The sequence below is a fragment of the Kineosporia succinea genome (assembly GCF_030811555.1).
GTDB classification, from domain to species: Bacteria; Actinomycetota; Actinomycetes; order Actinomycetales; family Kineosporiaceae; genus Kineosporia; species Kineosporia succinea.
Genome location: NZ_JAUSQZ010000001.1, coordinates 6832483 through 6856392, shown reverse-complemented (window position 1 = coordinate 6856392; position 23910 = coordinate 6832483). Strand labels below are relative to the sequence as shown.

At 70.4% G+C, this 23910-nt stretch carries 19 protein-coding genes and 2 pseudogenes; 4 read left to right on the top strand and 17 right to left on the bottom strand.

The features are described 5' to 3' along the window. Nucleotides 1–83 precede the first annotated feature (83 nt). The 7 genes from J2S57_RS30250 to J2S57_RS30220 all read right to left on the bottom strand — a co-directional run bounded on the left by J2S57_RS30250 (nucleotide 84) and on the right by J2S57_RS30220 (nucleotide 7449). Nucleotides 84–857, bottom strand: a complete 774-nt coding sequence (locus J2S57_RS30250) for an ABC transporter ATP-binding protein (protein ID WP_307249350.1) — start codon at nucleotides 855–857, stop codon at nucleotides 84–86. Next, entirely contained in the window at nucleotides 854–1723 is an 870-nt protein-coding gene (locus tag J2S57_RS30245) for an ABC transporter ATP-binding protein (protein WP_307249349.1), read from the bottom strand. The genes J2S57_RS30250 and J2S57_RS30245 overlap by 4 nt, the downstream gene beginning before the upstream one ends. A gap of 29 nt (nucleotides 1724–1752) precedes the next feature. Continuing rightward, nucleotides 1753–3396 carry an ABC transporter substrate-binding protein gene (locus J2S57_RS30240; RefSeq protein ID WP_307249348.1) on the bottom strand — a complete coding sequence of 548 codons (1644 nt, stop codon included), beginning with the start codon at nucleotides 3394–3396 and terminating at the stop codon, nucleotides 1753–1755. Nucleotides 3397–3457: 61 nt separating this feature from the next. Beyond that, entirely contained in the window at nucleotides 3458–4348 is an 891-nt protein-coding gene (locus tag J2S57_RS30235; RefSeq protein WP_307249347.1) for an ABC transporter permease, read from the bottom strand. After that, nucleotides 4348–5451 (bottom strand): ABC transporter permease, encoded by a 1104-nt coding sequence (locus tag J2S57_RS30230; protein WP_307249346.1) that lies wholly within the window; start codon nucleotides 5449–5451, stop codon nucleotides 4348–4350. Before J2S57_RS30230 ends, J2S57_RS30235 begins: the two co-directional genes overlap by 1 nt. Next, nucleotides 5444–6340: a DUF6282 family protein gene (locus tag J2S57_RS30225; protein ID WP_307249345.1), complete on the bottom strand. Its 897-nt coding sequence runs from the start codon at nucleotides 6338–6340 to the stop codon at nucleotides 5444–5446. Before J2S57_RS30225 ends, J2S57_RS30230 begins: the two co-directional genes overlap by 8 nt. A gap of 344 nt (nucleotides 6341–6684) precedes the next feature. After that, entirely contained in the window at nucleotides 6685–7449 is a 765-nt protein-coding gene (locus J2S57_RS30220) for an SDR family NAD(P)-dependent oxidoreductase (protein ID WP_307249344.1), read from the bottom strand. A gap of 592 nt (nucleotides 7450–8041) precedes the next feature. On the opposite strand from J2S57_RS30220, the gene J2S57_RS30215 reads away from it, so the two are divergent. Continuing rightward, nucleotides 8042–9103 (top strand): Glu/Leu/Phe/Val dehydrogenase dimerization domain-containing protein, encoded by a 1062-nt coding sequence (locus tag J2S57_RS30215; RefSeq protein ID WP_307249343.1) that lies wholly within the window; start codon nucleotides 8042–8044, stop codon nucleotides 9101–9103. Here J2S57_RS30215 and J2S57_RS30210 read toward each other — a convergent pair whose 3' ends face one another. The 9 genes from J2S57_RS30210 to J2S57_RS30170 all read right to left on the bottom strand — a co-directional run bounded on the left by J2S57_RS30210 (nucleotide 9104) and on the right by J2S57_RS30170 (nucleotide 19382). Then, nucleotides 9104–9574, bottom strand: coding sequence for an Lrp/AsnC family transcriptional regulator (locus J2S57_RS30210; protein WP_307249342.1), 471 nt, complete (start codon nucleotides 9572–9574; stop codon nucleotides 9104–9106). It abuts the gene before it with no gap. A gap of 117 nt (nucleotides 9575–9691) precedes the next feature. Beyond that, nucleotides 9692–11512 carry a sensor histidine kinase gene (locus J2S57_RS30205; RefSeq protein ID WP_307249341.1) on the bottom strand — a complete coding sequence of 607 codons (1821 nt, stop codon included), beginning with the start codon at nucleotides 11510–11512 and terminating at the stop codon, nucleotides 9692–9694. After that, the gene (locus tag J2S57_RS30200; RefSeq protein WP_307249340.1) at nucleotides 11512–12204 is read right to left on the bottom strand and encodes a response regulator transcription factor; all 693 of its coding nucleotides are present in this window, start codon (nucleotides 12202–12204) and stop codon (nucleotides 11512–11514) included. Before J2S57_RS30200 ends, J2S57_RS30205 begins: the two co-directional genes overlap by 1 nt. 71 nt (nucleotides 12205–12275) lie before the next feature. Next, nucleotides 12276–13487: an ABC transporter permease gene (locus J2S57_RS30195; protein WP_307249339.1), complete on the bottom strand. Its 1212-nt coding sequence runs from the start codon at nucleotides 13485–13487 to the stop codon at nucleotides 12276–12278. Further along, a complete protein-coding gene (locus J2S57_RS30190) occupies nucleotides 13484–14137 on the bottom strand; it encodes an ABC transporter ATP-binding protein (protein ID WP_370882722.1) in 654 nt (217 codons plus the stop codon). Before J2S57_RS30190 ends, J2S57_RS30195 begins: the two co-directional genes overlap by 4 nt. Nucleotides 14138–14169: 32 nt before the next feature. Beyond that, nucleotides 14170–15399, bottom strand: coding sequence for an efflux RND transporter periplasmic adaptor subunit (locus tag J2S57_RS30185; protein WP_307249337.1), 1230 nt, complete (start codon nucleotides 15397–15399; stop codon nucleotides 14170–14172). After that, the gene (locus J2S57_RS30180; protein WP_307249336.1) at nucleotides 15392–16012 is read right to left on the bottom strand and encodes a hypothetical protein; all 621 of its coding nucleotides are present in this window, start codon (nucleotides 16010–16012) and stop codon (nucleotides 15392–15394) included. The genes J2S57_RS30185 and J2S57_RS30180 overlap by 8 nt, the downstream gene beginning before the upstream one ends. 210 nt (nucleotides 16013–16222) lie before the next feature. Further along, nucleotides 16223–17530, bottom strand: a complete 1308-nt coding sequence (gene xynC / locus J2S57_RS30175; protein WP_307249335.1) for a glucuronoarabinoxylan endo-1,4-beta-xylanase XynC — start codon at nucleotides 17528–17530, stop codon at nucleotides 16223–16225. Between the two features lie 292 nt (nucleotides 17531–17822). Then, nucleotides 17823–19382, bottom strand: coding sequence for a sigma-70 family RNA polymerase sigma factor (locus J2S57_RS30170; RefSeq protein ID WP_307249334.1), 1560 nt, complete (start codon nucleotides 19380–19382; stop codon nucleotides 17823–17825). Nucleotides 19383–19803: 421 nt separating this feature from the next. Here J2S57_RS30170 and J2S57_RS35460 point away from each other — a divergent pair. From J2S57_RS35460 to J2S57_RS30160, 3 genes and pseudogenes are all read left to right on the top strand, one after another. Then, nucleotides 19804–20829 (top strand): annotated as a pseudogene (locus tag J2S57_RS35460) (glycoside hydrolase family 10 protein); the annotation flags it as partial. Between the two features lie 51 nt (nucleotides 20830–20880). Next, nucleotides 20881–21366 (top strand): annotated as a pseudogene (locus J2S57_RS35455) (RICIN domain-containing protein); the annotation flags it as partial. Between the two features lie 44 nt (nucleotides 21367–21410). After that, nucleotides 21411–22889, top strand: a complete 1479-nt coding sequence (locus J2S57_RS30160) for a non-reducing end alpha-L-arabinofuranosidase family hydrolase (RefSeq protein WP_307249329.1) — start codon at nucleotides 21411–21413, stop codon at nucleotides 22887–22889. Between the two features lie 69 nt (nucleotides 22890–22958). Here the strand turns inward: J2S57_RS30160 and J2S57_RS30155 are convergent, their stop codons facing one another. Beyond that, complete coding sequence (locus J2S57_RS30155; RefSeq protein ID WP_307249327.1) at nucleotides 22959–23843, bottom strand: SDR family NAD(P)-dependent oxidoreductase; 885 nt, start codon at nucleotides 23841–23843, stop codon at nucleotides 22959–22961. Nucleotides 23844–23910: the final 67 nt, after the last annotated feature.

Below are 23910 nucleotides of genomic sequence, written 5' to 3'. Positions count from 1 at the left end.
GAACCGACCGTAGACCTCGGGGTGACGCATCGTCAATGAGGCCAATAGCGTTTCGGTGCAAGTAGTTTGGGCCGAGGCGAGCGTCATGGGGCGAGGCTCTCTATGTCGCGGTAGGCGCCCACCAGCATGCGGGTGTAGGCGTTCTGCGGGTCGGCGAGCAGGGCACGGGTGGGGCCGGTCTCCATCACGGTTCCGGCGTTCATCACGACCAGTTCGTCGGTGAGGAAGGCGGTGGCGGGCAGGCCGTGCGAGACCGAGAGCACGGAGGCGCCGTGCTGTTGCGAATAGCGTTTCAGGAAGTTCAGCACGGCGCCCTGCACCGAGACGTCGAGTGCGCTGACCGCCTCGTCGCAGACGAGGACGTCGGGACGGATGACGAGGGCCCGGGCGATCGCCATCCGCTGGCGCTGCCCACCGGACAGCTCGGCCGGGAAGCGGTCCACGAGCTCCGGCGAGATCCCGATCTCGTGGGTGATGTTCTCGATCGCCTCGTCCGCCTGCCGGACGTCCAGGCCGCCGAGGATCTGGGCGGGGGTGCGGAGCGACTGCCGCACCGGGTGCCGGGCGTCGAAGGTGGAGGTCGTGTCCTGGGCCACCAGTTGCACCGCGCGGCGGTACTCCAGGACCCCCTTGCGGGTCGACATCAGCGAGGCCACCTCGCGGCCGTCGATCAGGACCCGGCCGGAGCTGGGCTTCTCCAGCCCCACGATGATTTTCGCCACCGTGGACTTGCCCGAACCGCTCTCGCCGACGATGCCGACCCGCGCCCCCGGCCCGACGGTGAACGAGACTCCCCGCACGGCGGCCTTGCGGCCGTACGACTTGACGATGTCCTCGCAGGTGATCCGCGCGGTCATCCGGTCACCTCCTCGATCGATCGGCGGACCGACTCGAAGGTCGGCAGCTGCTCCAGGCCCGCGCTGGCCAGCGTGGGCACGCACTGCAGGAGTCCCTGGGTGTAGGGATGTTCCGCCTCGTCCAGCCGGGCCGACGGCAACTGCTCGACGATCTCGCCGCGGTACATCACGATCACGTGGTCGGTGAAACGGCGGCACAACTCGATGTCGTGCGTGACCATCAGCAGGGCCGTTCCCTGGGTCCGGGTCAGCTCGACCAGGAGCTTCATCGTGCGTACGGCCACCGACGCGTCCAGTGCGCTGGTGGGTTCGTCGGCGATGAGCAGGGCGGGCCGGCCGGACAGGGCGATGGCGATCATGACCCGTTGGCGCATACCGCCCGAGAGTTCGTGCGGGCGGGCTCTCATCACCCGTCGCGGGTCGACGATGCCGACCCGGTCGAGCAGGTCGGTGGCCCGCTCCCGGGCCTCGGAGCGGGTGCAGCGCTCGGTGGAGCGCAGCACCGCGGTCAGCTGGCTCCCGACCGTCCAGACCGGGTCCAGACTGCTCATCGCGTCCTGAAAGACCATGGACAGCCCCGGGGTACGGCGAGGGATGCGCTCCTGCCTCCCCGCGGTGAAGGTCCGCTGGAGCGCCGAACCGTCCAGGGACAGCACCTCCGACTCCACGACCGCGCTCATCGGGTCGACGAATCCGGCGATCGCATTGGCCAGGCTGGTCTTGCCGGAGCCGGACTCGCCGACGACGGCCACGCGCTGGCCCCGGGCGATCGTGAAGGATGCCCCGCTGACCGCCACGCTGTTCCCGTAGCGGACGCTGAGGTCCCTCACCTCGAGAACGGGTCGCGATTCGGTGGTGCTGTCCATGGTTGGTCCTCGTCCGTCCCGGTCGGGTCTCAGCCGTTCAGGCTGAGCTGCGAGTAGTCGATGACGTTGTCACTGCGGAAGACGTATCCACCGACGCCGTTGGCGAAGGCGTTGAGGGGCTGGACATCTCCCATGTAGATGGTCGGCAGTTGCGAGGCCAGGATCTGCTCGGCCTCGTTCCAGGCCTTGCCGCCGTCCGCGGAGAGCGGGTCACTCGCGGCGTTGCCGGCGGCGACGGCCTTGACCATGGGCGGGTAGTCCCAGTCCGACCAGTCGACCGGCGAGCCGGGGGTGTAGAAGAGGGGCAGCACGTAGGCCGGTGACTGCACCACGGCCCAGTCCCGTTGCATCATGGCCTGGAACGCGTGGGTGGCCAGGCCGGACTGGAACTCGGCGGAGCTGACCGCGTTCACCGAGATCTCGAAACCCGCCGCCTTGGCCGCGCTCTGGATCTGGACGGCGGCCTCCTGCAGGTCCGGAACGGCGTTGTTGACCGTGAGCTCGAACTTCACCGGGGTGCTCACACCGGCCTCGGCCAGGAGCTTCTTGGCCTCCTCGACGTTCGTCTCCTTCGCCTTCAGGCCCTCGCCGCTCCAGCCCGGGGCCTGGTCGGACAGCATGGTGGTGAAGGGCGTCATGCGGTCCTTGTAGACGTTCTTGGCGATGTCGTCGTACGGCACCGCGAGCGAGAGTGCCCGGCGCACGACCAGGTTGTCGAAGGGCGCGGCGGTCGTCACCATGTTCATGAAGACCCACGAGTTGGTCGGGACGGTGAACACCTGGGCCGACTTCGCGGAGATCATGCCGGCCTGGTCGGCCGGCCGGAGCTGGGTCGCGATCTGGGCGTCACCCGAGGTGACCAGGTTGGCCCGCTGGCCGGCGTCCGCCACCACCCGCTGCACGATGCGCTTGACCTTCGGCGCACCCAGCGCGTACCCGGTGTTGGCCTCGTAGACCATCTGCTCACCCGGAACGTACGAGGTGAGCTTGTAGGCGCCGAAACCGAAGGTACCGGTCTGCTCGGACCACTTCACCGCGTAGGGGTCGTCGGCGGTCGCGTGTTCCTTCAGCACGGTGGAGTCGTAGATGTTGAAGGGGACGTTCGCCAGCAGGGCCAGGAGCGTGAAGCCGTACTGCGGCTTGGCCACCGTGATCGAGACCGTGGCGTCGTCGATCTTCTTCACCTGCTGGTCGGGGTCGGTGAGGATGGGCGCGGTCAGGAACGGCACGACGCTGGTCTTCACCTTGTACTTGCGCTGCATCGAGAAGATGACGTCGTCCGCGCTGAGCTTGTTCCCCTGGCCGCTGCTGGCCTCGGTGTCGAGATGGAAGGTGTACGTGAGCTTGTCGTCGCTGACGTCGTAGCTCTTGGCGAGCAGCGGCTCGAACGTGTAGTAGTCCTGGTGGGCGGCCTCGCTGCCGCTGGCGGCGATGTAGGGGTTACGCACGAGGGTGGCGCCGGTGTTGGCGTTGAATTCCGCTGCCTCGTAACCGGTCACACTGGTCTCGTAGCTGAAGCTCGGCGGCTGCGCGGCCGTGACGATCACGACCGTGTCGCCGGCGGCCTGAGCGGTGCCGGAGCCGCCGGTGCAGGCGGCGAGCGTGACGGCGGCGGTCGCGGCGAGGGCCGTGACCAGCAGCCCTCGGCGGTTGATCGAAGTTCTTGCGTTCATGACGCCTGACTCCATTCGGGAACGGTGGGAGGGGACCTGCGGGAGGGAGGTTTCGGGGGTTTCAGCGCCTGACGGTGCGCGCGGTCAGCACCGGGACGACCAGGGACGCGGCCCACACCGAGAAGGCGAGGGCGAGAGCCGGGAAGAGCACGGGCCACCAGCGGCCCACGGCGGCGTCGGGGGCTCCGAGGGCGAGCATGCTGCCCCATTCCGGCGTCGGCACCGGGACACCGGCGCCCAGGAATCCCAGGGCCGCGTTGAAGATGATCGCCATCGCGAACACGGTCGACATGTTCTCCAGCGTCGGTCCCCAGGAGTTGGGCAGCACGTGGCGCAGCAGCAGCGTGGACTCCGACTCGCCCGACATCCGGGCGGCGTCGACGTAGCCGGCCGATCGGGTGCGAAGCACCTCCGTGCGCATGAGCCGGGCCTGGAACGGGGTGATCACGGCGGCCAGGGCCAGGGTGATGACGCCGACGTTGCGTCCGAAGAACGAGACGATCACCAGACCGGCGATCATGACGGGGATGGACTGCACGATGTCGAGGCCGCGGGCCAGGGTCCGGGCGACGAAACCCAGGAACGAGCGCCGTGACTCGTACATCCCGGTCACCAGGCCGAGGCCGATCCCGACGCCGGTGGCGATCGCGGTGATGACGAGGGCGACGACGACGTCGAGCTGGAAGGCGTCGACCACACGGGAGTAGACGTCGAGCCCATTGGCGTCGGTGCCGAACCAGTGGGTGCCGGAGGGGCCGCCGGAGCCGGCTCCCGAGACGTCGGTCGGGCTGTGCGTCGTCAGCAGCGGCCCGAAGGCCGCCAGGAACAGGACGGCGGTGAAGGGCAGGCAGTGCAGGAGCCGGGCTGCGGTTGCGGGCCGGCCACGACGCGTGCGCTGGGGGATCACCTGGTCCAGGGAGCGGTTGGTGGGGACCGGGGGCTGCACGGTCATCAGAGGTCCTTCCGGTCCACCCCGGCGCGCCGCCGGGGGTCGAGCAGCATGATCGCCAGATCCACGAGCAGGTAGATCAGCAGGCAGAGGGCGGCGGTGGCGAGCAGGAACGACCGCAGGGCGAAGACGTCGGAGGCGTTGACGGCGTCGACCGCGTACTGGCCGAGTCCGCCGAGCCCGAAGAGGGCCTCGAGCACCACGGCACCGCCGAGGAACATGCCGAACAGCATCCCGAGGGTCGCGACCATCGAGGGCAGGGCCCGGCGGTAGACACTCGCGAGCACCATGGAACGCGGTGCCCCGGAGGCGACCCGGAACTTCGTGGCCGGATCGTCGATGGACTCGTCCAGACTGAGGATGAGCATCTTCATCAGCAGCGGGGTGTGGGCGAAAACCATGACCAGGACGGGCAGCACGAGGTGGCTGACGTACGACGCCGCGGCCACGGTGTCCCCGGCCAGCAGGGCGTCCAGAATCGGGAAGTTCGTGGTGGCCGGGGGACGGAGCAGGATCGGATCGAGCCGGCCGCTGGGCGCGGGGGCCCAGTGGAGCTTGGCGTAGAAGATGAACAGGAAGGCGATCCCGACCACGTACTCGGGCAGCGCTCCCGCCGAACGAGCGTAGACCGTCAGCGCTTTGGACAGCCAGGCGGCCCGGTGGGTGACGACGTAGTGGGAGAGCAGGAGCGCCACGACGGTGGAGGCGGCCAGGCCGGTGAGCACGAGCTCGAGTGTCGAGGGGATGCGCACCAGGAGTTCGTCGGAGATCGGTCGGCCGGTCGCGATGGAGTTGCCCAGATCCAGGGTCGCGAGCTGGCGGAGGTAGTCGACAAGCTGCTGCCACCAGGATCCGTCGAGACCGTAGACCTCACGGGCGGCCTCGAGTTGCTCTCCCGAGAGCCGCCCTCCGGTGGCCACGACGACCGGGTCGCCCGGAATCAGCTTCACCAGGAAGAAGGCCAGCAGCACGAAGATCAGGAAGTTGACCACGGTGCGGCCGAGCGGCCGCAGGCCCGCCAGTGAGATCCGACGGGTCCGCACCGGGGGCGTCTCGGCCCGGCCGGCGGGCGCCACGGTCGTGGCCGGGGTCAGGCTGTCATTCATCGCCGGTCAGACCGATCAGGCGGCGGGGGTTGGTTTTCAGCATCAGATCGAGCTCGTCACGGGTGATGCCCTCGTCGAACAGGGCCACCGCGAACTCGTGAAGGGTCACGCTCGAGGGTGGGCTCCACGGGAAGAAGTAGTCCGAGGTGATCACGCAACGCTCGGCGCCCACGGCCCGGACGGTTCGGGCGAGATCGGCGGGCGTGACCCGGTCGATCTTGGGATGCACTCCCAGCGCGCAGATCTCGATGTAGGCCCCGAGCCCGGCCGCGGTCACCACTTCGGAGTCGCTGGCCCCGATCGAATGACTGTCGGGGTGGGACAGCACGAACCGGTCTCTCAGGCGGCCGTCGCGCAGGATCGCCAGTGCTTCCGGCGCGCTGAGATGCCCGGAGTAGACCAGCATCGGCCATTCATCCAGCACGTCCAGGCATTTTCGGAACATCTCGGTCAGTTCGCCGTCATCATTCGTCACCACGACCCCCTCGTCCGGATCGGGATGGTAGTGCGTGATCTCGCCGGCGATGCGTTGCGAGATGCCTCCGCGCAGGATGTCGCTGCGGGCGCCGGCGGTGGGCAGATAGACGACCCGGGCCCCCTGGCGGGCCGCGAGTTCGATGATCTCGGGCCGCATTCCACCGGCGAAGTGGTTCAGCGTGACGCTGGGGACGACCCGGATGCCCGGAACGGCCTGCTCGATCAGCTGGGCCCGGCCGGTGGTCGGCCAGGTGTGCGACTTCAGCACGGTGGCGGCCATGCCGGCGTCACGGCACAGGCGCACGTCGTCGACGTCGGACAGGGGGGTGCGCAGCCGCTCGGAGATCTCGGGGTATCCGTGCCGGTGCAGGTCGACCGCGCCGACGAGAACGTCGGTGAGGTCTGTAGCCACTGATCGCGCCGGTGCCTCCGACGAGCCTGTTTCCCGAACCATGCTCACGCTGATCTCCCGTCCTGCCGGGCCGGGGTCGGGGGACGATCCGAGCCGGGCTGGTTCACTGAGTGAACCGGGGTTCCGTCTGATGGAACGAAGCTAGGCATGCGGAACGCGGCCGTCAAGACGTTGCCCAGGAATTAATGAGGCGGAAACGAGGCGTCAGGATGACGAGATCGGCTGGTGCAGAAGGAGTTGCAGGACGGCCCGCGCGCCCGGCCGTGGCAGTTGGGACGGAAGGGGGCGACGGGGATGGCTGTCACCCGGGCTCGAAGCGGGGCGAACCCGGGCAACGGGATGCGTCAGGAGGGCTGAACGACGGTGATGCCGCCGTCGACGCGGATGTCGGTGCCGGTGATGTACGAAGCGTCGGGACTGGTGAGGAAGCGGGCGACCCGGGCGATTTCCTCGGGTTGGGCCGTTCGGCGCAAGGGCACTCCCTCGGCGAGCCGGGCCAGCGTCTCGGCGCCCGCGGAGTTGGTCGCGTCGAGGGACTGAGGTGTCTCGACGAGGCCCGGCAGGAGGGCGTTCACCCGGATCCCGCGGGGGCCGAGCTCGACCGCGAGTCCGCGCACCAGGCCGACCACCCCGGCCTTGGCGGCTGCGTAGTGAGACCGCTCGGAGGCGCCGAAAACCCCGCCGGTGATGGACGACACCGCCAGCAGGGAGGAGCCGGCCGACAGGTGGGGGACAGCGGAACGGAAGACCCGCATGACCCCGCCCAGGTCGACCGACAGCAGTTCGTCCCATCGCTCGTCGCTCATGTCCGCCAGGGCCGTGCGCCGCAGGATGCCCGCGTTCGCGACCACGCAGTCCAGTCGTCCGTAATGGCCGACCGCGGCTGTGACCAGGGCTTCGCAGTCGGCGGAACTGCGGACGTCGGCGGGCAGCATCCGCACCGACCCGCCCGCGGCCCGGACCTGTTCCTCGGTGTGGTGGGGGTCGTGGGGGTCGCCGGGAAAGTACCCGACCACGGTGTCGACGCCCGCCCTCGCGTATTCGACCGCGAGTGCCTGCCCGATTCCGCTGGCGCCGCCGGTGATCACCGCTACTGGATTCTGGGCCATGGCTAACCTCTTTCGTCCCGTGATGGCGTTCTTGGTCGTTCGCCGTCCGGCTGTGAGGCATGGTCGGCTGGCCAGTGATTGTATACAGTTGAAGAGTCGCAGAGGGTTGAGGTGAAGGATGTTGGTTCTGGGGCGAGAGGGGGGCTGTGACGATGGGGATCTGGAGTTTGCCGTTGGCAGTGTGTCTGACGATCGGGTGGGTCTGGTCGCTCCCGGCCGGCGCGGTGAGGGCTCTGTGAAATGGCGGCCCGTGTCCGTCATTGCATACAACATGAACGGATGGGGGGTTATCCTCCGATCCGGGGTCGCCTGTGTCTGAACCGGCTGACGCCATCGCCCGGGTGCGCCAGCCGGTATCCCGGGCCGGTAGTGCCCCCACCGCAGCCTGGTACTGCTCCGCGTCGAAAGAACGGGCCCTCCGGTGACCCGGGTGGCGCAGTCTCGTCACCACTCGTCCACCCGGGCGAGACGTTTGGCTCCCGCAGGTCGCGTAACCACCGCTTCTGTCTCGCGTCCGCAGCTGGGCGGGCGACCGGGCCGGGCCCCGGCCAAGAATCGAGGCAGGCACGGGGGCTGACGACGGGAGCACGCGATGCACATCGACGAGGTCGTCCACAGCTGGCCCGGCCGGCTCTGCTGTTCGCGGTTCGACGAGGAGACGGGGGCGTTCCTGACCATCGCGGTCGACTCGACCCAGCGGGGCCCGGCCGCGGGGGGCACACGCGCCATGGTCTACGAGTCGTTCGGCGACGCCGTGCGGGACGCCACCCGGCTGGCGAGCAGCATGACGTCCAAGATGGTGGCCGCCGGCCTGCCGATGGGCGGCGGCAAGTCCGTCATCGCCCTGCCGGTACCTCGCGCACAGCTGGAACCCGAGGTGTGGCAGCGCATTCTGGACCGTCACGCCGAGAACCTGGCCATGCTCAACGGTTCCTACTTCACCGGCCCCGACATCGGCACCGGCCCGGCGGACATGGACGTGCTGCACCAGCGATGCGGGTTCGCCTTCGGCCGCTCCGAGCAGGCCGGGGGACCGGGCTCCAGCGCCCCCGAGACCGCGCACGGCGTGTACGTGGCGGTGCGAGCCGCCGCCCGCGAGGCCGGCATGCCCGAGCTCGACGGCGCAACCGTGGTGGTCCAGGGCCTCGGGGCCGTCGGGATGGACGTGGCCCGCCGCCTCGCCGGGCAAGGCGCCCGCCTGGTGGCCGCGGACGTCGACGCGCTCGCCTGCGAGCGTGCCGCCGACGAGCTCGGGGCCCGCATCATCGGGGTCGACGACGTCCTGGGGTTCGCCGGTGACGTCTTCGTCCCGTGCGCGGTGGGCAACATGGTGGACGACGTGGTCGCCTCCGGCATCGACACCCGGGTCGTCGCGGGGGCGGCGAACAACGTGCTCGCGAGCGACTCGGCCGCACGGGTCCTGAGCCGGCGCGGGATCGTCTACGCCCCGGACTTCGTGGCCAACGGGGGCGGTGCCATCCACCTGATCGGCCGTGAGGTGCTGGGGTGGGGCCCGGAGAAGGTCGCCGCCAAGGTCGAGGACATCGCGCACACCCTGGAGAGGATCTTCCGGACCGCCCGCGCGCTGCGGATCAGCACGGACGAGGCCGCGCACCGCCTGGTGCGCGAGTCCCTGGACCAGGCCGCCGCCTAGCTAGCTGACGGGGCGGTCGAGCATCAGCGGGTCGGCCAGCGACGCGGGCTCCTCGAACACCAGGAGCGTGCGGGTGCTGACCACCCCCTCGATCGCCTGGATGCGTTCCAGCACGACCGAGCGCAGTTGTTCGTTGTCGCGGGCCCGCACCAGGAGCAGGACGTCGTACTCGCCCCCGACCAGGGCGATGTGTGCGACGCCGGGCAGCTCACGCAGCTGCCGGCGCACGTCGCGCCACTGCTCCTGGTGCAGGGTCAGGGTGACGTAGGCCGAGGCGTACCCGGCCGCCGAGTAGTCGATCTCGGCCGTGAACCCCCGGATGACGCCGAGACTGCGCAGCCGCTCGATCCGGGCGTACGCGTTCGCCCGCGAGACGTGGACCTTCTCGGCCAGGGTCCGCACCGACAGCCGGCCGTCTTCGTGCAGGGCGGCGAGGATCCGGCGGTCGACCTCGTCGAGTGAGGCAGCCACGCGTCCCGCCCCTTCCGACCCGGTCCAGTGTCGAGTAAGTATCCCCGGGCCGTGCGCACCTGTCACGGGCAGCCCGCCCGCACAGCCCGCCCGTACAGCCCGCCCCGGCGATCGCCCTCACGCGACGTCCGGCTCCGGGAGGGGGCTGAGCGTGATCGTGAACCGGCTGCCGTGGCCCGGACGGCTGACGGCCGTCAGATCGCCACCGTGCGCACGCACCAGCTGACGGGCGATGGCCAGCCCCAGGCCACTGCCGCCCCCGCCCCGCCCCCGCGACTTCTCGGCCCGCCAGAACCGGTCGAACACGTGCGGGAGGTCCTCGGCGCTGATCCCGCCACCGCTGTCGCTGACGTCGATTCGCACCCCCTCGGCGCCCGCCGTGGCCCGGACCTCCACGGTGCCGCCGGCCGGCGTGTGACGCACCGCGTTGGACAGCAGATTGCCGATCACCTGACGCAGCCGGGTCGCGTCCGCGTGCACCCGGTCGCCGCTGCGTGCCTGGCTCACGATGCGCACCCCCACCAGATCGGCCGCGCCCCGGTGGGTCTGGGTGACCAGCGCGACCAGCTCGGCCAGATCCAGCTCCTGCGGGTACAGGTGCAGCTCACCCGCGTCGGCCTGGGCCAGGTCCTGCAGGTCGTCGATGATGCGCTGCAGGTGAACCGCCTCCTCCAGCAGCGAGCTGGTCAGCGCCTGGTCACGGGCGGCGATGTTGTCCTCGGCGGCCTGCAGCCAGCCCCGCACGTTGCTCAGCGGCGTGCGCAGCTCGTGGGCGATGTCGCTGATCATCGCCTTGCGCTGCGCCTCCAGCCGCTCGCGCCGGTCCGACAGCTCGTTGAAAGCGTCGGCCAGCCGCCCGATCTCGTCCCTGGACGAGATCTCCGCCCGGCCGGTGCCGTCCGGGCGGTCCACGGCGGCGATCAGCGCCCGCAACGGGCGCACCAGGCGCAGCCCGGCCAGGGTGGTCAACAGCATGGTCAGGGCCAGGACGAGGGCGGTGACCAGCACGATGCGCCGGATGTTGGCACCGGACAGGCTGACCAGGGGCTGCTCGGGCGCCTGGGGCGAGCTGATGAACAACAGGGCGGCCGGGGCCACGTGCGCCCGGAGCTGCTCGCGGCGGGCCCGGTCCACACAGGACTGGGCGGCCGGTGCGTCGTCCGGGTCGGCCTCCGCCTGGTAGTTGATCCGGAAGCCGAGATCCAGCTTCACCTGCGGCAGGTCCTCGCGGTCCAGGCATCGGTTCGTCGCCTCGGACAGCTTGCCGAGGGCCTCCCACTGGGTCCGGGTGGGGGCGGTCAGGGCCGGGGCGCGGCAATGTTCGTAGACCCGGCGCCAGGTGGGCAGGCGCGACTCCAGGCGGGGCCGCCCGGTCTCGTCGGTCGCGATCCGCACCGCCGCCGTGGCCCGGTCCTTGTCCGGGGTGACGGTGCGGGCGCACTCGGCCGAGCGCTCGGCGAGGGTGAGGAGCTGGTTCTGGTCGGACTCGGTGATCCGGTAGGGGCCGACCGCGCGGTGGTCGATCGAGCCGACGTCCACGGTGGGGTCCAGGCTGGGGACGATGTTCAGCGGGTCGACCACCGCCGAGGGCTGCCCGGCCGGGGCCTTCCCGCCGCCGGTGGAGGTGATCGGGGCCCGGTCCCGTGTGGTCAGGGTGAGATCCCAGCCGGTGCGGGTGCTGAGGTCGTGCAGCAGCGGGCCGACCCGGTCCCAGCGGCGGTGGGTGGCGGCGTACCCGAGCAGGTCGTCGTAGGCCTGGGCCTGGTCGGCCAGCACATGGCTCTGCTCCTGCTGCAGGGCCCGGCTGGTGGAGGTGACGGCCAGCCAGGCGGTCGCCCCGATCGAGAGCAGGCTGATCAGCAGCGACACCAGCAGCAGACGCACGAGCAGGCTGCGGTGACGGCGGACGCGCGGTGAGCCCGAGCCGGCGATGCCCATCAGGCGCCCGGGCCGAGCTTGTACCCGACCCCGAACACGGTGAGCAGGTAGCGGGGCGTGCGGGGATCGCGCTCGATCTTGCGGCGCAGGTTGGACACGTGCACGTCGATGGTGCGCTCGGTGACGTTCTGGCTGCTGCCCCGGGTGCGGTCGAGCAGCTGGGCGCGGGTGAAAACCCGGCCCGGTGAGGCCAGCAGCGTCTCCAGGATCAGGAACTCCCCGGAGGTGCAGGTCACCGGCACGCCGTCGATCGTGACCTCGTGCTGGTCGGGGTCCAGCCGCAGGTCGCCCACCCCCAGCACGGCGGGGGTGACCGCCCGCTCCGGGGACACCTGGGCGCGCCGCAGCAGGGCCCGCACCCGGGCCATCAGCTCGCGCGGGTCGTAGGGCTTGGTGAGATAGTCGTCCGCCCCCAGATCCAGCCCCAGCAGCCGGTCTTCGACGGTGGAGCGGGCCGTGACCATGAGGATCGGCAGGGTGTGCTCGGCCCGCAGGCGGCGGCACACCTCCCAGCCGTCGACCTCGGGCAGCATCAGGTCGAGCACCAGCAGGTCGGGCGGGGCCAGCCGGACCTGCTCGAGCACCGCCCGGCCCCTCGTGACGACGACCGCCTCGTGGCCTTCGTGCGTCAGGTACGCCCGCACCAGTTCCGCCTGCTTGTGGTCGTCCTCGGCCACCATCACCCGCGCCATCGGGGTCCTCGTCGTCCTCTTCGCTCGATCCGGCTCGTGCTCGTTCCCGGTCAATCCTGCCCGAACAGCGTTCAGGGGGCCGCCAGTGCCGCGGTGGGGGTCAGCCGGGAGGCCTGCACGGACGGGTAGGCGCCGGCCGCCATCCCGATCACCACCGCCCCGGCCAGACCTGCCATCAGGGTGGGCGGCGACAGGACCGGGGGCCAGCCCTGCGCCTGGCAGTAGGCGACGCTGGCCAGGCAGCCGATCAGCGTCCCGGCCAGTCCGCCCAGGCCGGACAGGGCCGCGGACTCGGTGAGGAACTGCGCCCGCACCTGCCCCCGGCTGGCGCCCAGGGCCCGCCGCACGCCGATCTCACGGCGGCGTTCCAGCACCGAGATGTACATCGTGTTCGCCACCCCGATCCCGCCGACCAGCAGCGCCACCCCGGCCAGCCCCAGGAAGAGCCCCGAATAGGCCTGCTGCGTGGCCTCCTTGGCGGCCAGCGCGTCCGAGGGCCGGCTGACCCGGACCACCCCGGGCAGCTGCGGGTTCACGGTCGCGGGCAGCACCGCGCGGACGTCGGCGAGCAGCGACTCGTCGGCCTTCACGTAGATGATGGTCGGGCTGCCGCCGAACCCGAACACCTCGGTCGCCGCCGGCCAGCCGATCAGCGCGGAGACGTCCAGGTCGGGGAACAACGGCACGGGTTCCAGGATGCCGATCACGGTGAAGTCCTTGTCGCCGATGCGGATCTGGGGCGCCGGCCTGATCCGGGCCAGGTCGTCCAGGCCCAGCCGCCCGGCGGCCTCCGAGCCCAGCACGACCGTGGGGAACGCACTGGTCGAGGGGGACAGGAAGCGCCCGGAGCGGACGCGGCCGTTGACGGCCCGCAGCAGGTCGTCGCGCGCGGCCAGGGTGGTGACGCCGCTGTCGTCGATGGGGCCGGAGGCCTCCGAGCGCACGACGCGCCGGTTCAGGTTCGCCACCGCGCTGGCGACGCTGACCGGGCCGATGCGGGACACCATGTCCACCGACGAGGGCGGGAGGACGATCTTCGGCTCGGCGTTCACGTCGTAGGTGACCTGGAGCATGTCCGTGCCCAGAGCGCTGATCCGGGCCAGGAGGTGCGCCTGGCTGGAGGCCGGGATGGTGGTCACCACCACGAGGGTGGCGATCCCGATCGAGATCCCGAGGCCGGACAGGGCCGCCCGCAGGCGCCGGGTGCGGATGCCGATCAGGCCCAGCCCGAGCAGGTCCCGCAGCGAGAGCCGGGCCGGTGACAGCTCAGGGGGGACACTCACGCGTCCACCGCCTGGAGCACGTCGGAGACCAGCCGACCGTCGCGCATCGTGACGCACCGCGGCAGGCGGGCGGCGAGGTCGAGGTCGTGGGTGATCACGGCGATGGTGGTGCCCTCCCGGTTCAGTGAGGTCAGCAGGTCGAGCACGGCCAGGCCGGTCGCGGTGTCCAGGGCCCCGGTCGGCTCGTCGGCCAGGACCAGGGCGGGGCGGTTGACCAGCGCCCGGGCGATGGCGACGCGCTGCTTCTCGCCGCCCGAGAGCTGGTGGGGCCGGTGCCCGGCGCGGCGGGACAGCCCGACCCGGTCCAGGGCCGCCCGGGCCAGGGGCTCGCGCCGCCGGCGAGGCACCCCCGCGTACATCAGCCCGGTGGTCACGTTGTCCACGGCGCTGAGCCCCTCGGCGAGATGGAACTGCTGGAAGACGAACCCCAGACGCCGTCCTCGCACGGCCGACAGCTGACGGTCGCTGAGCCGGGAGGTGTCGAGGCCGTCCAGCTCCACGTGGCCGTGGGTCGGCCGGTCGAGAGTGCCCATGATGTTGAGCAACGTCGACTTGCCCGAGCCCGAAGGCCCGACGATGGCGAGCATTTCCCCGGCCGTGACGCTCAGCCGGACCTGGCGCAGGGCGTGCACCCCGCCGGGGTAGACCATGCTGACGTCCCGGACCTCCAGAACGCTCCGGCTCACCGCGTCGTCACCACTTCCAGCCCCTCACGGACACCGTCCCCCTCGACCTCGACCAGGCCGTCGGCGAACATCCCGGTCTCCACCGGGATCAGCGCGCCCTGCGGCGGCTGAAGGGCGTAACCGCCCCCGGCGAGGGCCAGCAGGGAACCCACGGGCACGGCGAGCACGTCCTTGGCTGTGCCGGTGGTGAACTCGACCGTGACCGATGCGGCATCCAGATGTTTCAGGGCGGCGGTCTTGTCGACGGTGATGGTCACGTCCTGCTTGGGCACGCTCTCGCCCTGATCCTCGGGCTGGTCCTCGACGGTGCGGCTGATGCCCCGCACCGTGGCGCGCACCCGCCTCTGGTCGGGCAGGGCGACCCGCACCTTCTGACCCACCCGGACACTGCTGATCCTGGCCGAATCAACCTGTACCAGAACGGTTTTCTCGCGGGAGGTGACGGTGACGAGGGGGCCGTCGCCCGCGTCGCCCAGGGCTGCGGTCGCGGTGTCGACCCGTACCGGGCCGCTGAGCACCACCACGTCCCCCATCCGTAGACCGTCGGTGCCGGTGTCGTCGAGACCGACGTCCTCCCGCCAGCGGCCGATGGCCAGCAGGAGGGCCGGGGTGAGGACGCCGTCGCCCGCCTGGACGCGGACGTGACGCCTGGACGCGGTGGTCGCCGCCGGAGTCGGTTGCGGGTCCGGCTCCTGCGTGTCGGTTCTCGCGAGGTCGGGATCGCCGGGGGGCGTGGGGGCGGATTCGTCGGGTGCCTGGATCAGGCTGCCGACCGCGGGCTGCTCGCCGATGCCGTAGCCCAGGGCCAGCAGATTGTCGGCCACCACCTTCACGTCCCGGCCCACCAGGCCCCGCCGGTCCAGGTCGCGGAACAGCGGGGTCTGCCCGTAGAACACGATCATCGGCTGGTCGTCCACCCGGGCCAGCTGATCGCCGCGCTCCAGAGTCTTTCCGGCGCGCACGATCTGGGTCACCGACCCGGTGCGGGTTCCCTTCACCGCCCGCGGCCGTCCGTAGCCCAGGGTTCCGGGCAGGAGCTGGTGGTCGTCCAGGTCGGTACGGGTGACGGTGACCTTCTCCAGGGCGGCGGCGGCAGGCCGGGCCGCCCCGGCCTCCTCGGGGCGGGTGATCAGGTAGACGCCGGAGCCGACCAGGGCCACGGACGCCACGGCCGCCGTCACCGTGAGAGGCCGTCGCAACCGGGGCCGGGGAAGTTCGTCACTCACCGCCGAAACCCTCGATCTCGCAGGCCCGGTCGACCTTCTCGAAGTCGGCCCAGGCGCCGTCCGGCACGTCGTAGTCGTCGGCGTAGGTCCAGCCGTCGCTGATCTGCTTGACCTTGATGATGGCGGAGTCCCGGTTGATGCACTTCACGTACGCGCGGAAGTCGTTGTCGTAGTCCGGGTTACGTTCAGGGTCGGTGGCCGCCGGAAGGATCGGTTCCTTGGTCGCGCAGTCCTCGAAGGCCTGCGGCCACTTCTTCCTCTCCTCGGGCGAGGGGAACGACCAGCGGATGCCGTCCCCGCCGTCCTTCCAGCCCATCTCCGCGCCCTTCGCCCTCAGGCAGTCGCCCCAGACCGTGTAGAGACGTCCCTCCTCGGCATCGGTCGTGTCCACCCGCAGCTGGGGCCGGCGGGCCTCGACGTCGGCGGGGTTCGCGCTCGCCCCGGACGCGTCGTCCACCTCGGGGGTCGGCGTGGTCGATCTCTTCACCGACGCCACCGGAGCGACCGGCCCGCCGTCGTCGCCACCGGAACAGGCGGTCAGGAGCAGCGTGGTGACGGGAAAGAGCAGAACCAGGGCCGGATTCCGGCGTGAGCGCCGCAGGGTGGTGGTCATGGCGCACACCATGCCCAGCAGATGTGAAGGACTTGTCAAGAAGATGTCAGACCGGCTTCAGCTCCTCGTGCGAGCCGGGGGAGCGGCCCGTCTGCGACCACCGCGAGGGCGCGGCGGGGCCGAGGATCCGGTGCACCAGGATCCTCGGCCCCGTGGCGATCTCGGCCTCGAACCCCTGTCGTTCGGCGACTTGCTCCGGACGACCGAGAATCAGCCCAGCGGCAGGACGAAGGTCATGGCGCTGCGGGCGGGCAGCGAGGTCGTGAGTGAACCGTTCGACATCGTCAGGGCACTCTGCGCCGCGACGGTTCGGCTCGCGTCCGTCAGCCAGTTCGAAACGCTGCCGGAGACAGCGGTGCCGGCCAGCGTGAACTGCTGGCTCACCGCCGAGGTGTTCGTGTTGAGGGCCACGACGACCACGGAGGAGCCGGTGCGGTAGGCGGAGACGAAGACGCCCGAGGCCGGGTTGGCGGTCGCGTCGACGCGCACGGCCCCGGGGCGCACGAACCGCGCGAAGTGCGTCATCAGGGCCCCGCGCTTGCTGATCCGGCCGTCCTCCCGCATGGGACCGTAACTACGGCGCAGGTACCACCAGACGTAGGTCTGGAACTCCGCGTCCACCATGGCGTGGTGGATGTGCTCTCCCACGTCCAGGGCCTCGGGCCAGGCGTCGCCCGAGTTGGCGTTGCTGTTGGGGTGGTACACCTCGGTCATCCACAGGTCCTTGCCCGCCCCCTTCTGCTTGAACAGGGGATAGGGGAAGTTGGCGTACGGCGTGCCGTAGAGGTGCGCCCCGATGATGTCCACGTTCGCCAGGGCGGCGGCGTCGTTCAGGATCGGGTCGGACATCGACTTCACGTACTGGAACGACTCCGGCGCGATGACCCGGGTGCTGATCGAGCCGGCGTTCTCGCGCAGGAACCGGGTGATCTCCGCGGTGGTCCACCAGGTCCAGTCCTGGGCGTAGTCCGGTTCGTTCTGGATCGAGATGGCGTACAGGTCGACGCCGTTGCCGCGCATGTAGGCCGTGAAGTCGTTCAGGTGCTGCGCGTAGGCGGCGTACGACGACGCCTTCAGCCGCCGCGCGTTGGTCTGACTGCCCCGGGTGAAGGTCTCGGTCATGCTCGCCGGCGGGTTCCACGGGGAGGCGAAGACGATGGCCCCGGACCGCACCGCCCGCTGGGCGGTGGCCAGGTCGCGGCTCCAGTCCGAGCGGTTCTCGCCGACCGGGATGCGCAGGACGGAGAAGCCCAGCTGACCCGCCCCGGTGCCGAACGCGGTCTCCCGCTGGGCCGTGGTCAGGTCACCGACCCAGGCCGCGTGGGTCATCGCCCCGAAACCCCGGATCGTCTGCCGTGAGGCCGATGGGTTGATGGACGCGGTCTGGGCCGACGCCGACGATGCGCCCACCATGACCGCGGCGACCCCGAGCGTGGGGACGGCACCCATCGCGGTCAGGACGCTCCGGCGACCCCAGATCCGGGGCCGGTGGCCTGGGCGGTGCTGATCCTGCGTCATCGGGAGCCTCCTGAGGACTGCGGTCTGAGGACTGCGCTTCGGCGGACGAGTCGGTCGAGTGGCCGGGGCCCGACCCGGAACGAGGGTGGGCGTGCGTGAGCATCGATCTCGACGACGGTGCCCGGCCGGCGTCCGCTGCGCCGAAGGTAGAACGGAACCGGCGGGCGCGTCAACAATCAAAAGTGCTGCCTGACAGTGAAATTCGTTCCATCGGTCGGCGACTCCCGACATGGTTCAAGCCAACGTCAAATCGAGCTCGGACCACAGGGAGTCTGGCCCGGTCGTGCCGCGGTCAGTCGCTCAGCGGAGCCCTCACCCGGAAGGAACTGTCGGCCCGGAACTGCGCCGAGTCGTCGTCCTGGTCCACCCACAGCTGCATGTCGCGGTGACGCAGGAACCAGCCCGGGTAGTTCGCCGCCTCCAGGGCGACGGAGCCGGACGCGGAGCCGGTGCGGGCACAGAAGGTGGCGTCCCCGCGGAACAACGCGGTGCCGTCGTCGTCGCCGACGCGCACCCGCCAGGAGGAGTGACGCAGGTACTGGCCGTCGCCCACGCGGAACGAGTAGCAGTCCGCGTTCGCCAGGCCGGTGACCACGACGAAGGTGGCGCGCTCGGCGGATGCCGGCTGCTCCAGGACTCCGTACGTCGCACTGGTCGAGGCGTAGAAGCCGGGGATGTCGGCGGCCTCCAGGGAGACCGGCCCGGCTCTCAGCACTCCCGATCTCACCGTGCTGGCGGCGTGCGTCGCCCGGGCCGGGGTCTTCGGCGACGGGCGGGCGTCCTGTTGCCTCGAGGGTGAGGGGGTGGGTGCGGCTGCCGAAGGGGTCGGCGGGATGGTGGACGTCGTGGTCACCGGTGGGGGGAGGGTGACCACGACGGGGGGAGTGGACGTGAGACCCGGCCGGTCGGGGACGACGGCGACGGCACCGCCCAGGAGGGTGCCGGTCACCAGCAGGGCGGCCACCGGTTTGGCGGCCACGGCCTGCAGGAACGGGATCTTGAGGGCCGGCCCGGCGCCGGCGGTCGCGGCGGCGGACGGGGTCGCGCTCAGGGAGATCTTGCCGATCAGGGCGGCGGGCACCGGCAGCAGGGCCAGTCCCAGCAGGAGAGTCTCAGGGGCGATCAGGCCGTTGGCCTCGCCCTGGCAGACCCGGCACGAGCGGGTGTGGCGCAGGATGCGCTTGCGCCACAGGGGTCCGGGCCGGCCGTCCCAGTCCCGCAGGACGACCTCGAGACGGGCGCACCGCGGCCGGGCCTCGACCGCGGCGGCGAGGGCACGGGTCAGGGCGAGCTGGGTCTGCATCCTCTGCACGCGCACGGTGGCGTGCGCGACGCTCACGCCGAGCGCCGCGGCCAGGTCCGGCCGGCTCAGCTCGCCGGCGGCCTCCAGCCACCACAGCGAGAGCACGCTCTGATCGTCGGGATTCAGCCAGGCCCGGGCCCGCACCAGCTGGTGACGCTGGTCGGCCAGGTGCAGCTGCAGCACCGTGACGTCCTCGAAACGGGAGCTCAGCGACGCGTCCGACCCCTCGTGCCCGATCAGGTCGTCGAGGGCGGTGGTGTGGGCCTCCCAGCGCCGGTCCCGCTGCTGGTAGGTGCTGATCTGGCGGATCGTGATGGCCGCCAGCCAGGCCCGGAAGCTCTCGGGGCGGCTCAGTCGGGACACCTCGCGCACCGCCCGGAGCATCGTCTCCTGGACGACGTCGTCGACCTCCGGGCTGCCGCCCATCGCCCGCCGGACGATGGTGTAGACGAACGGCAGGCGCCCGCGCAGCACCTCTTCCAGCGCCTGCCGGTCTCCGGCCCGCGCCGCCTCGACGCGAGCGGTCTCATCCAGGTGACTGGTCGGCATCTCCACGTCGCTGTCAGAGGGAACGGCTGGCGCCACCGGCTCCCCGCCGGTGGAAAGGGCAGAACTCGATGCGACTTTGGATGACGGTGGCCGGCTGAGTCAAGGCGAGGGACGGCGACCACGGCGGACCCTTACGGATAACACAAATCTGGGAAAGATCGCCGTCGGGATTTTCCGTTGCGCGCAGGCCGGGAAGAAGGCCGCCGAAAAGTTGTTATCCGGCGTCCGGTCAGCTGGTCGGTGTTGAGGCCCGTGAAACAGTCTGGCAACATGAAGAACGGTTGCGGCGAAACCTTTTTCGCACCCCACCGACCTGAACCGGGTACGTGCGGGAGTAGTCGTCAACCGGTCGCCGCCGGTGCTGCGTGAGGCCGGCGGACGCAGGAGGACACGGCCCGACCGCCGCTGCCGCCATTTCTTCATGACTCGTGCGACCCGCCGCCCTGGCCGGTCACGAAAGGTCCACCGTCATCCCCCGAAAGGCAGCCCGCACATGTTCAGTCCCGTTCCCGCCGGCCGCTCCGCGCGCGCCGGTTCCCGCTGGAGAGTGCCCGTAGCCGCCGCCGCGGCTGCCCTCCTGGGCGGTCTGGCCCTGGTGGCCGCGAGCCCGGCGGACGCCGCCACCACCCTGGGCGCCTCCGCGGCGGCCAAGAACCGCTACTTCGGCGCCGCGATCGCGGCCGGCAAGCTCGGCGACTCCACCTACTCCCGGATCCTGACCACGGAGTTCAACTCGGTCACCGCGGAGAACGAGATGAAGTGGGACGCCACCGAACCGTCCCAGGGGCGGTTCACCTACACCAACGGTGACCGCATCCTCAACCAGGGCACCTCGATGGGGGCCAAGGTGCGCGGCCACGCCCTGCTCTGGCACCAGCAGCAACCCGGCTGGGCGCAGTCGCTGTCCGGCAGCGCGCTGCGCAACGCCGCGATCAACCACGTCACCCAGGTCGCCACGCACTACAAGGGCAAGATCTACGCCTGGGACGTGGTCAACGAGGCCTTCGCCGACGGCGGCAGCGGCGCCCGGCGCGACTCCAACCTGCAGCGCACCGGAAACGACTGGATCGAGGCCGCCTTCCGGGCCGCCCGGGCCGCCGACCCGGCCGCCAAGCTCTGCTACAACGACTACAACACCGACGGCGTGAACGCGAAGTCCACCGGTGTCTACAACATGGTCCGCGACTTCAAGTCCCGCGGCGTGCCCATCGACTGCGTCGGCTTCCAGTCCCACCTGGGCACCGGCATCCCCAGCGACTACCAGGCCAACCTGCAGCGCTTCGCCGACCTGGGCGTGGACGTGCAGATCACCGAGCTCGACGTCGCGCAGGGCTCCAACCAGGCGAACATCTACGCCACGGTGACGAACGCCTGCCTGGCGGTGTCGCGCTGCACCGGCATCACGGTGTGGGGCATCCGCGACAGTGACTCCTGGCGCACCGGTGAGAACCCGCTGCTGTTCGACAATTCCGGCAACAAGAAGGCCGCCTACACCTCGGTGCTGAACGCGCTCAACGCGGGCACCGGCAACGGCGGCGGTGGAGGCACCTCCCCGGTGGACACCAGCGCGTCCTACGCCCTCGTCAACCGCAACAGCGGCAAGGCGCTGGACGTGTACAACCTGGCCACCACCGACGGTGCGCGGATCACCCAGTGGACGCGTAACGACGGGAATCAGCAGCAGTGGCAGTTCGTCTCGTCGGGCGACGGGTACTACCGGCTGAAGTCGCGGCTGTCGGGCAAGGTGCTCGACGTCTACAACTGGTCGACGGCCAACGGTGGCTCGGTGGTGCAGTGGACGGACCTGAACGCGGCCAACCAGCAGTTCAGCATCCAGGAGATCGACGGGTACGTCCAGCTGATCAACCGCAACAGCGGAAAGGCCGTTGAGGTCCAGGGCTTCTCGACCGCTGACGGCGGCAACGTCGTGCAGTACGACGACGCGAACGGCACGAACCAGCAGTGGCAACTGGCGAAGATCGGCTGACGCGCCGTGCGCCCACCGACAACGACGTCCGGAGGACACCGATGAGAACACGTCACCAGCGCGGCCGGCCCTGGCTGAGCCTGGTCGCCGTCACCGTGACCGCCCTGGCCGCCGGGCTTTTCACGGTGCTCGTGCCCACCAGCGCCTCGGCCGCCACGATCGACACCAACGCCTCGTACATCCTGGTCAACCGCAACAGCGGCAAGGCGCTGGACGTGTACAACCTGGCCACCACCGACGGTGCGCGGATCACCCAGTGGACGCGTAACGACGGCAGCCAGCAGCAGTGGCAGTTCGTCTCGTCGGGCGACGGGTACTACCGGCTGAAGTCGCGGCTGTCGGGCAAGGTGCTCGACGTCTACAACTGGTCGACGGCCAACGGTGGCTCGGTGGTGCAGTGGACGGACCTGAACGCGGCCAACCAGCAGTTCAGCATCCAGGACGTCGACGGGTTCGTCCAGCTGATCAACCGCAACAGCGGGAAAGCCCTCGAGGTGCAGGGAGCTTCGACCGCTGACGGCGGCAACGTCGTGCAGTACGACGACGCCAACGGCACCAACCAGCAGTGGCAGCTGGTTCCGGTCGGCGGGGGCGGCTCCACCCCCGGCGGGTGCGCGCTGCCCTCGACCTACCGCTGGAGCTCGACCGGGGCGCTGGCCACCCCCAAGTCCGGCTGGGTGTCGCTGAAGGACTTCACCACCGTGCCCTACAACGGCAAGCAGCTCGTCTACGCCACCACGGCCAGCACCGGCAAGACCTGGGGCTCGATGAACTTCGGCCTGATCTCTCAGTGGTCGGACCTGGCGAGTGCCAGCCAGAACACGATGAACTCGGGAACGGTGGCGCCGAGCCTGTTCTACTTCGCGCCCAAGAACATCTGGGTTCTGGCGTACCAGTGGGGCCCGACCAAGTTCTCCTACCGGACCTCGTCCGATCCCACGAACGCCAACGGCTGGTCGGCCGCGCAGCCCCTGTTCAACGGCACCATCGCCGACTCCGGCGTCGGCCCCATCGACCAGGCACTGATCGGTGACGGCACGAACATGTACCTGTTCTTCGCCGGGGACAACGGCAAGATCTACCGGGCGTCGATGCCGATCGGGAACTTCCCGGGCAACTTCGGCACGACCTCGACCGTGGTGATGAGCGACACCACGAACAACCTGTTCGAGGCGCCGCAGGTCTACAAGCTCCAGGGCCGCGACCAGTACCTGATGATCGTGGAGGCCATCGGCACGAACAACCGGCGCTACTTCCGGTCGTTCACGGCCACGAGCCTGGGGGGGTCGTGGACCCCGCAGGCGACGAGCGAGAGCAACCCGTTCGCGGGCAAGGCCAACAGCGGCGCCACCTGGACCGACGACATCAGCCACGGTGAGCTGCTGCGCACCAGTGCGGATCAGACCATGACCGTCGACCCGTGCAATCTGCAACTGCTCTATCAGGGCCGTTCGCCGAGTTCGGGCGGTGAGTACATCCTGCTCCCGTACCGGCCGGGCCTGCTGACCCTGCAGCGCTGAGCATCCCTGAGCACACGTGCGGTGCCGTCGGCCACCCGGCCGGCGGCACCGCCCTGCGTGTGCGACCGCCTAGGACCGGGCCCGGCGCAGGTACCCGTCGATCCCCATGTCCTCCGCGACGATCCGGGTGGCCTCGGCCGCCTTCTCGTGCACGGCCCGCACGGCCTCGAACTGACGGGCGGGCGCGACCAGGGTGCGCAGAGGCCGCCGGCCGTGCGGAAGTTCGACCAGATCGGCCAGCGCGTCACTGACCTCGGCGGTCGACCCCGGGGCGGCCGCGTTCTTCGTGATGTCCCCGATGAAGGCTGCCAGGGTGGCGCCGTAGAGCCCGAGACGTTCCTGGTCGGCCGGCATGGCCGCGTTCTGGCCGATGTTCGTGGGATAGGCGGCCGGCTCGATGAGCACGGATTCGACGCCGTAGGGCGCCAGTTCGTGGTGCCAGGCCTCGGTGAGCGAGGCGAGTGCGGCCTTGCTGGCCGCGTACAGGCCGTTGAACGGCGGCGTCACCCAGCCGCTGAGCGAGCCGACCTGGATCAGGGCGCCGTGGCCCTGCTCACGCAGGAACGGGATCACGGCGTTGTTCACGCGCAGCGCGCCGAGGGTGTTGACGTCGAACTGCTGCATGGCCTCCGCGGCCGTGTACGCCTCCAGGGGGCCGGCGAAGTTGCGGCCGGCGTTGTTGATCACCGCGTCGAGGCGGGCGGTGGTTGTGAGCAGATGGTGGACGCCCCGGGTCACCGACGCGTCGTCGGTCACGTCGATCTCGATCACCTCGAGCGAGAGACCCTCGTTCCCGGCCAGAGCGGTCAGCTCGGCGGTGGCGGTCCGGTTGCGACCCTTCACGTCGCGCAGTCCGGCGATGACGTGGTGGCCGCGCCGGGCCAGGGTCTCGGCGGTCAGGCGCCCGAAACCGGTGCTGGTGCCGGTGATCAGGACGGTGCGGGGCTCGCTCATGATGGTCCTTCGTGACGAAAGTGGGGGCATCCCCCGTTTGACTCGTCGACGATATGGAGGGGCACCC